The sequence below is a fragment of the Mycobacterium sp. UM_Kg1 genome, from assembly GCF_000972925.1.
Taxonomy (GTDB): Bacteria; Actinomycetota; Actinomycetes; order Mycobacteriales; family Mycobacteriaceae; genus Mycobacterium; species Mycobacterium hiberniae.
In genome coordinates this window covers 1-7,475 of record NZ_JRMK01000167.1, presented here as the reverse complement: position 1 = coordinate 7,475, position 7,475 = coordinate 1, and the positions used below count along the sequence as shown (strand labels likewise).

Annotated in this window: 8 protein-coding genes; 1 reads left to right on the top strand and 7 read right to left on the bottom strand. The window is 69.2% G+C overall.

Annotated elements, in window-relative coordinates:
- The 5 genes from LI92_RS18475 to LI92_RS18455 form a co-directional block, all read right to left on the bottom strand.
- A partial coding sequence (locus LI92_RS18475; protein WP_353585455.1) for a PGRS repeat-containing protein occupies window positions 1–527 on the bottom strand: 527 nt, incomplete at its 3' end.
- A 184-nt stretch (window positions 528–711) separates the two neighbouring features.
- Window positions 712–2,019: an RNA 5'-3' helicase PhoH2 gene (phoH2, locus tag LI92_RS18470; protein WP_046321506.1), complete on the bottom strand. Its 1,308-nt coding sequence runs from the start codon at window positions 2,017–2,019 to the stop codon at window positions 712–714.
- Window positions 2,020–2,208: 189 nt separating this feature from the next.
- Window positions 2,209–3,036, bottom strand: coding sequence for an acyl-ACP desaturase (locus LI92_RS18465; RefSeq protein ID WP_046321504.1), 828 nt, complete (start codon window positions 3,034–3,036; stop codon window positions 2,209–2,211).
- Window positions 3,037–3,133: 97 nt separating this feature from the next.
- On the bottom strand, window positions 3,134–4,408 hold the full coding sequence (glyA, locus tag LI92_RS18460) for a serine hydroxymethyltransferase (RefSeq protein WP_046321502.1): 1,275 nt from the start codon (window positions 4,406–4,408) through the stop codon (window positions 3,134–3,136).
- Between the two features lie 77 nt (window positions 4,409–4,485).
- A complete protein-coding gene (locus LI92_RS18455; RefSeq protein ID WP_046321500.1) occupies window positions 4,486–5,715 on the bottom strand; it encodes a hypothetical protein in 1,230 nt (409 codons plus the stop codon).
- A 45-nt stretch (window positions 5,716–5,760) separates the two neighbouring features.
- Between LI92_RS18455 and coaA the strand changes: the two genes are divergently transcribed.
- Complete coding sequence (gene coaA, locus LI92_RS18450; protein ID WP_046321508.1) at window positions 5,761–6,699, top strand: type I pantothenate kinase; 939 nt, start codon at window positions 5,761–5,763, stop codon at window positions 6,697–6,699.
- Window positions 6,700–6,723: 24 nt separating this feature from the next.
- Here the strand turns inward: coaA and LI92_RS18445 are convergent, their stop codons facing one another.
- Entirely contained in the window at window positions 6,724–7,320 is a 597-nt protein-coding gene (locus LI92_RS18445; RefSeq protein WP_046321498.1) for a DUF732 domain-containing protein, read from the bottom strand.
- 41 nt (window positions 7,321–7,361) lie between these two features.
- On the bottom strand, window positions 7,362–7,475 hold a 114-nt coding region (locus LI92_RS22560; RefSeq protein ID WP_192830088.1), incomplete at its 5' end, for an undecaprenyl diphosphate synthase family protein.

Genomic DNA, 7,475 nt, shown 5'->3' with positions numbered 1-7,475 from the left:
GCCCCGCCGTTGCCGGCCAGCCAGCCGCCGTCGCCGCCGTCGCCCCCGGTTCCCCCGTCGAATCCGGCGCCGCCGTCGCCGCCGTTGCCCCACATTCCGGCGAAGCCGCCGGCATAGCCCGCCAGGTGATCGGCCGTCCCGTCGGCGCCGATGCCGCCGTCGCCGAACAAGAACCCGCCGTCACCAAGGTCGCCGATTCCGGGTAACCAGCCGAACCAGGAATCGTTGGTGCCGGTGTAAAAGTCGATCCCGTCACCGATCAGCGTCCGCCCGAACATCGTGACGAACGGCGCGTTGATCAGGTCCAGCAGCCAGCTGTTGGTGTCCGCGAAGTCGCTGAGCTCGTCGTAGAGGGCATCCCATGCGGCGGCATCGGCCTGCGCGACGAAGGGCAACTCCACGCCGACTGCCGCGAAGAGATCCGGCTCCACCTGCGCGGCGCTGATCGCGTCCCACAGCGGCGCCAGGAAATCGTCGAAGTCAGCCACCGCGGGCGCGGTGGAAGCCGGCGACATCCCGAGGGCCAATAAGGCTCCTACCAGCGATGTCGAGCCGAAAACCCGTCTGGGGACCGTTCCGGTGAGGCGGTGAGGGCGTTGCCGCCCGCTACGAGTACCCTTCGCTCGCCTGCCATCCACACAAGGAAGCTTACCTAACCATCAGAGTTCAGTAACTTCTTTGTTGGCAGTTTCTTAGGTTCGACCTGGGGATTCAGCCCAGGTCGGGCCCGTTGATCTCCTCCAGCATCTCGGTGACCAGGGCGGCGATCGGCGAACGCTCACTGCGCAGCAGGGTGATGTGCGCGAACAGCGGATGGCCCTTGAGCTTCTCGATCACCGCGGCGATGCCGTCATGCCGGCCGACCCGCAGGTTGTCGCGCTGCGCGACATCGTGGGTGAGCACCACCCGCGACCCGGTGCCGAGCCGGGACAGCACCGTCAGCAGCACATTGCGCTCCAACGACTGCGCTTCGTCGACGATCACGAACGAGTCGTGCAGCGAGCGGCCCCGGATATGGGTCAGCGGCAACACCTCGAGCATGCCGCGCGACTGCACCTCCTCGAGCACCGCGGAGCTGGCCAGACCTTCCAGGGTGTCGAACACCGCCTGGGCCCACGGCCCCATCTTCTCGTTCTCGCTGCCGGGCAGATAGCCCAGTTCCTGGCCGCCGACGGCGTAGAGCGGACGGAACACCACCACCTTGCGCTGGGTGCGGCGCTCCAAGACCGCTTCCAGGCCGGCGCACAGCGCCAGCGCCGACTTGCCGGTGCCGGCCTTACCGCCCAGCGAGACGATTCCCACCGATTCGTCGAGCAGCAGATCCAGCGCCACCCGCTGTTCGGCGGAACGGCCCCGCAGGCCGAACGCCTCCCGGTCGCCGCGGACCAGCTGCACCCGTTTGGCGGCGTTCACCCGGCCCAACGCGTGCGAACTGCCGCCCAGCAGCCGGATTCCGGTGTGGCACGGCAGATCCCGCGCAGCCGCCAGGTCGATCTCGCCCTCGTCGAACAGGGCGTCGATGTCCTCCACCGACGCCTCGACCTCGTCCATTCCGGTCCAGCCGGAGACGATGACGTCCTGCGCGTGGTACTCGTCGGCGGCCAGGCCCAGCGCGGCGGCCTTGACCCGCAGCGGAATGTCCTTGCTCACCAACGTTACTCGGCGACCCTCGGCGGCCAGGTTGGCCGCGCAGGTCAGGATGCGCGAGTCGTTGCTGTCGGTGCGGAATCCCGTGGGCAGCACCGCGGGGTCGCTGTGGTTGAGCTCGACGTGCAGCGTTCCCCCCTGCGTACCAACGGGAATGGGCTGATCAAGGCGCCCGTGTTGCAGGCGCATGTCGTCGAAGATGCGCAGCGCCTGGCGGGCGAACCAGCCGAGCTCATGGTGGTGGCGTTTGGCCTCCAACTCGCTGATTACCACCAGTGGGACGACAACTTCGTGTTCGGCGAACCGGGTACAAGCCCAGGGGTCCGACAGCAGCACGGAGGTGTCGAGCACGTACGTCCGGATATCAGGCACTAAGCGCTCCAGCGGTGAGGGCACGCGCGACCCCGCGCGAACAATTCGACGGGGGGCGGCACAGGAACGGGGCCGGTCCTGTCGTAATCACGACCGGTGGTGCCGATGAGACAGCGAAGCGTGTGGCTAGCCATCGATTGCGACGGTACCCCCGCCGATGCGTGCCCGCAGCGCAGGCGCGCCGGAGTGTCAGCCGATCACAAACTGCTTCAGATCGGGGTGCGCGGCCAAGCCCCAGGCGCTGATCCGGTCGGAGATCACCCGGCGCAACTGGTCGGGCCCGAAGATCCCGGCTTCGGCGATTCCGGGCTGCCGGTCGGCGTAGGCGTCGATGTCTGCACCGACGATCTTGAGTTCGGCGGCCCGGGCGGCGATGGCGGCCACGGTCTCCTCGTGCACGTAGTCCAGGCAGTGCGCGATCAGGTTGGCGAAGAACTCTTCGTGGCGTTCCTCGTCGCCGCCGATCCGGCCGATCAGACCCTTGAGCACGGGCTCCTCGATCTGGTCGGCCAGGTTGCGGCAGAACTCGGCGCAGGCGCGCTCATAGAAGGCCATGAACACCAGCGTCTCGACCTGGCTGTAGCGGTCGGCGCGGTAGCCCTTCTGGACGTGCTCCATGCGCACGCGCTCGTTGGCGTCCGGGTCGATCTCGCGGGTGACGATCAGGTACTCGCGCAGCGCGATGGCGTGCAGGTGCTCTTCAGCGGTCCAACGGCCGATCCAGCGGGCCCACTTGTTCTCGAGGATGAAGTGCTCGACCAGTTCGCGGTGGTAGCCGGCCAGGCTGTCCTTCTCGATCAGCAGGATCTCGCAGGCGTCGGTGATCACCTTGGGCAGCGTGACCTGTGACGGGTCCCAGTCCTTGCCACCGAGGAAGGCGAAGTTCTCGCCCTGCTCGAACGGCACATAGTCGTGGGCGTACCACGGGTCCACCGTGTCGATGTGCCGGGCCAGGTTCGCGTCGACCACCGGCTCCAGCTCGAGGATCAGTGCATTAGCAACGGGACGTTCAGCCATGAAAGTAACTGTAACCCGAATTCACACTATCCTGTCAACCCGGGGGTGCGGCGTGTCACGGCGAGCGGCGCACCGGTCGCCCCGCGGCCCAAGCGAGCTAGGCCAGCTTCCAGTCCTCGAGGCCGTCGTAGAGCGGGAAGTCCTGCGCCAGCTTGGTGACCCGGGCCCGCAGCGCCGGCACGTCGGCGGCCGAACCGGCCGCCAGCGCGGTGGCGATGATGTCGGCGACCTCGGTGAACTCTGCGTCGCCGAAACCACGGGTGGCCAGCGCCGGAGTGCCGACCCGAAGCCCGGAGGTGACCATCGGCGGCCGCGGGTCGTTCGGGACGGCGTTGCGGTTGACGGTGATGCCGACCTCGTGCAGCAGGTCCTCGGCCATCTGGCCGTCCAGCGGCGAGTCACGCAGGTCGACCAGCACCAGGTGCACGTCGGTCCCGCCGCTGACCACCGACACACCGGCCTTGGCGACATCGGCGGCCAGCAGCCGCTCGGCGATGATCTTGGCGCCGGAGAGCACCCGCTGCTGGCGCTCGGCGAACTCCGGCGTGCCGGCGATCTTCAGCGCGACGGCCTTGGCGGCGATCACGTGCATCAGCGGGCCGCCCTGCTGACCCGGGAAGACCGCCGAGTTGATCTGCTTGGCGAACTCCTTCTTGCCGATGATCAGCCCGGAGCGCGGACCGCCCAGCGTCTTGTGCACCGTGGTCGACACCACCTGCGCGTGCGGTACCGGCGAGGGGTGCAGTCCGGTGGCGACCAGCCCGGCGAAGTGCGCCATGTCGACCCACAGGGTCGCGCCGACCTCGTCGGCGATGGACCGGAACGCCGCGAAGTCCAGGATGCGCGGGTAGGCCGACCACCCGGCGATGATCACCTTCGGCTTGAACTCCAGGGCCTGGGCGCGCACCACGTCCATGTCGACGCGGTGGGTGACCGGGTCCACACCGTAGAAGGCGTTCTCGTAAAGCTTGCCGGAGAAGTTCAGCCGCATCCCGTGGGTCAGGTGTCCCCCGTTGGCCAGGTCCAGACCCAGCAGCCGGTCACCGGGCTCCATCAGCGCCTGCAGCACCGCCGCGTTGGCCTGGGCGCCCGAGTGCGGCTGGACGTTGGCGAAATCCGCTCCGAACAGTTCCTTGGCGCGGTCGCGGGCGATGTTCTCCACCACGTCGACGTGCTCGCAGCCGCCGTAGTAGCGCCGGCCCGGCAGGCCCTCGGCGTACTTGTTGGTCAGCACGCTGCCGTGCGCCTGCAGCACCGCCCGCGGCACGAAGTTCTCCGAGGCGATCATCTCCAGCGTGTCGCGCTGACGCCCCAGCTCCTTGCCGAGCAGCTCGGCGATGTCGGGGTCGAGTTCAGCCAGCGGGGCCGACATGGTGGATGCGGGGCGGGTGTTCGGTGCGGCAGTCACGCGCGCAAGTCTATCGAGCCGGTGCGCACCCGCCCGACGTGCTATCCACCCAGCTCGGCACGCAGGCGCGACGGCGTCAGCGGCTCGTCGAGCAGCCGCCGGAAACGCTCGGTGAGCCGGCCCCCGGACGCGGCCGGGTCGCCGGGATCTTGCGGCGGAGCGTCCAGCCAGGCGCGCAGCAGCCGGTAGCCCTCCACGTAGGTCGAGGTGTAGGCGCGCCACAGCGGCGAGGCCAGAAACCGCAGCGCCTGGCGTGCCCGGTCCTCGGGGACCAGCAGCCACCGGCGCAGGTAGGCCACCACCTCGTCGGCGTCGCGGCCCTCGTCGTGCAGCATCAGCGCCGCGTCCTGCCGCACGTCGGCCAGCGCCGCGGCGGCCTCGGACACCGCTTCGGCCCGCGCGCCGTCGAACGGCATACCCAGATCGGCGTAGATCTCGGCCGCCCAGGCGCCCCACCCCGGTCCCACCGCGGCGTGCAACGCCAGGTCGGCCAGCCCCTCGGCCATCAGGCACTGCGGCGTGTTGACCAGGAAGATGGTCTGTTCGGCCTGGCCCAGCTCGGCCACCAGCCCGGCTTCCTTGCGGCAGTGCTCGGTGTGATGTCCCGGGTAGGACTCGTGGGCCACCAGCCGAGGCAGGTTCGACATCAGCTGTTTGAGGTCGGCGTTGACCGCCACCGTGGAGTGGTAGTCGCCGCGGTAGTAGTTGAAACCCGACCACGGCTTGTCGGTCACCACCTCGTAGGTGATGGTCTCGGTCTCGGGCAGCGGGAAGCTCACCCGCACCCGGTCGCGCAGCGCCGAGGAGAACGCGTGGATGGCCGCTTCGAGGCGCTCCGGCGGAATCTCCTCGGCCCGGCGGTAGGCGATCATGCGCTCGGCCAGCGGGCCGGTCCCGCCCAGCGCCTCGTCGAGCCGGGCGTGGGCCGCGCGGTAGCGGTCGGTGTCGGCCTTGGCGATCTCGACGTCGAAGTAGTCGCGCACCTCGTCGACGAAGCCGACCTGCTCGCCGGCGAACTTGCGCCCGGCGCAGGCCAGCGCCCGCAGGTGTACGCGCAGGTATTCCGCGCGCTGGGCGTCGAGCCCGCCCGGCAGTTCCGCGGCCAGTTTCTCGGCCTGGCGGGCCAGCGCGGCCGGGTCGGGCGCCGGTTCGTCGGCGACCGCACGCCGCAGCGCGGGATCGCCGGTGAAGGCGTCGACATACCCCTGTTCGATGCGGTCGAAGCGCAGACCGAGCAACAGGTATTCACGGATCAAGACGGCGGGCTCCATACCCGATCAGGCTAACGGTCGAGGTGCCTGCAAGACTGTATGGTCATGCGGCGGCTTAGCGAGCCGAGTCCCTATGTGGAGTTCGACCGACGTCAATGGCGGACACTGCGTATGTCGACGCCGATGCCGCTCAGCGAAGCCGAAGTCGTGGCCCTGCGCGGCCTCGGTGAGCAGGTCGACCTGCTGGAGGTCGAAGAGGTCTACCTGCCGCTGGCCCGACTGTTGCACCTGCAGGTCGCCGCGCGCCAGCAGCTGTTCGCCGCCACCGCAGAATTCCTCGGCGAGAACGACCAGAGCCCCGACCGGCCGGTGCCGTTCGTCATCGGGGTGGCCGGCAGTGTGGCGGTCGGCAAGTCCACCACGGCCCGAGTGCTGCAGGCGCTGCTGGCCCGCTGGGATCACCACCCGCGGGTGGACCTGGTCACCACCGACGGGTTCCTCTACCCCAACCACGAGTTGGAGCGCCGGAATCTGATGCACCGCAAAGGCTTTCCGGAAAGCTACAACCGGCGGGCGCTGATGCGCTTCGTCACCTCGGTGAAGTCCGGCGCGGACTACGTGTGCGCGCCGGTGTATTCACACCTGAGCTACGACATCGTTCCCAACGCCAAGCAGGTGGTCCGCCACCCCGACATCTTGATCCTCGAAGGCCTCAACGTGTTACAGACGGGGCCGACGCTGATGATCTCCGACCTGTTCGACTTCTCGCTGTACGTCGACGCCCGGGTCGAAGACATCGAGCACTGGTACGTCTCGCGGTTCCTGGCGATGCGCTCCACCTCGTTCGCCGACCCCAGTTCGCACTTCCACCACTACGCGGCGTTGGGCGACCACCAGGCCGTCGCCGCCGCGCGCGACATCTGGCGCTCGATCAACCGACCCAACCTGATCGAGAACATCTTGCCCACGCGTCCGCGGGCCACCCTGGTGCTGCGCAAGGACGCCGATCACTCCATCAACCGGCTGCGCCTGCGCAAGCTCTAACGACAGATCCCGCAGAGGCCAGCGCTACGGCTGGGTCGCGGTCCCCGGCTGCGGCGTCGCCGCCGGGGGCGCCGGCTCATCCGCGGGCGGCGGAGCCGGCTCGGGTGCGGGCGGCCAAATCGGCGGCGGCGGGAACTCGGCCGCGGGCGCGGGCGCGGGCACCGGCTCCGGAGCCGGCGGGAAGCCCGGGGGCGGGGGGAACATCGGGGGCGGCGGGAAACCGGGCGGCGGCGCGCCGTCCGGCAGGGGTGCGAGCTCCGGGGCCGGCGGGGCCGGTTCGGCGCCATCCGGTGGCGGCACCGCCGGTGTCGTGGTGGCCGCGGGCGCCAGGGTGTCCGGGCACAGCTCCTTTTGCGCGGCGTCGATCATGACCTTGGTGACGCCGTCGGCGACCTTCGTGCCGAAGCGGTCCTTGGCGGGGCGGCCCCGGCGCAGGTTCTGGCAGATGATCCCGCCGAATTGCACCGCCCCGGCCGGCGTGGTCAGACCGGGACTGTTCTGGTACTTAAACCCGTGCGACTCCAGGTAGCTGAGGTAACTCTTCTCGTCGGCCTGCGCCGGTGCGGCGCCGAAGATCAGGGTCCCAGGGATCAGCGTCAACGCCGCCAGCCGCCACTTCATGGGAGAAAACTGTAGACGGTGCCGCCTGAGCGCGCCTGCTCCTACCGCCCGAACCTGCGGTGTCGCACGCTGTAGTCGCGCAGCGCCCGCAGGAAGTCGACCCGCCGAAACGCCGGCCAGTGCGCCTCGGTGAACCACATCTGTCTCTTATACAC